The sequence below is a fragment of the Vibrio sp. 1249-1 genome, assembly GCF_033340495.1.
Window position 1 is genome coordinate 1 of sequence record NZ_JAWOWJ010001102.1, and the last position, 535, is coordinate 535.

Below are 535 nucleotides of genomic sequence, written 5' to 3' on the forward strand. Positions count from 1 at the left end.
ATCAGACAGGCTCTCACTTTGCTTGCTGTAACGGGAGACAGTAGAAACATTCCGTCCAATTTGAACATCAAGTTCTTCTCTAGCGTCGTTTAAAGCTACGTTTGACCTAGAGATGTTTTTAAATAAAGCCTGTAGATTATCTATAAAACAATTCACTGAGTTAGAGATATGGCCTATTTCATCTTGGCGATTAATATTAATTCGTTGGGTTAAGTCCGCATCATGACCTGCCAAATTCTCCACTAAATTCTTTAACTTAGATAGCGGGTTTAATTGAAAATTAAGAATTATCAAACTAATAACCAGCATAATAAAAGCGCAAAGTGACATATACTTTGTAATATCTTGGTTTATACCATCGATAATCTTTTTGATATATCTGTAGTCAATATACGAGCGTAAATACCAATTTGAACCAGCAACAGTAACAACATCAGTTTGCTTTAATTCTAAATTTAACTTTCCAGTTGAATAAATAGAATTGCTTTGTTCATCGAGTAGTTCAAAGTAAACGCCTGGAACACTATAGCGCTGT

1 protein-coding gene is annotated in these 535 nt (G+C 34.0%); it reads right to left on the minus strand.

Annotated elements, in window-relative coordinates; genetic code table 11:
- The coding region (locus R7Z50_RS30685) for a methyl-accepting chemotaxis protein (protein WP_318150176.1) at positions 1-535 on the minus strand (535 nt) is incomplete at both ends.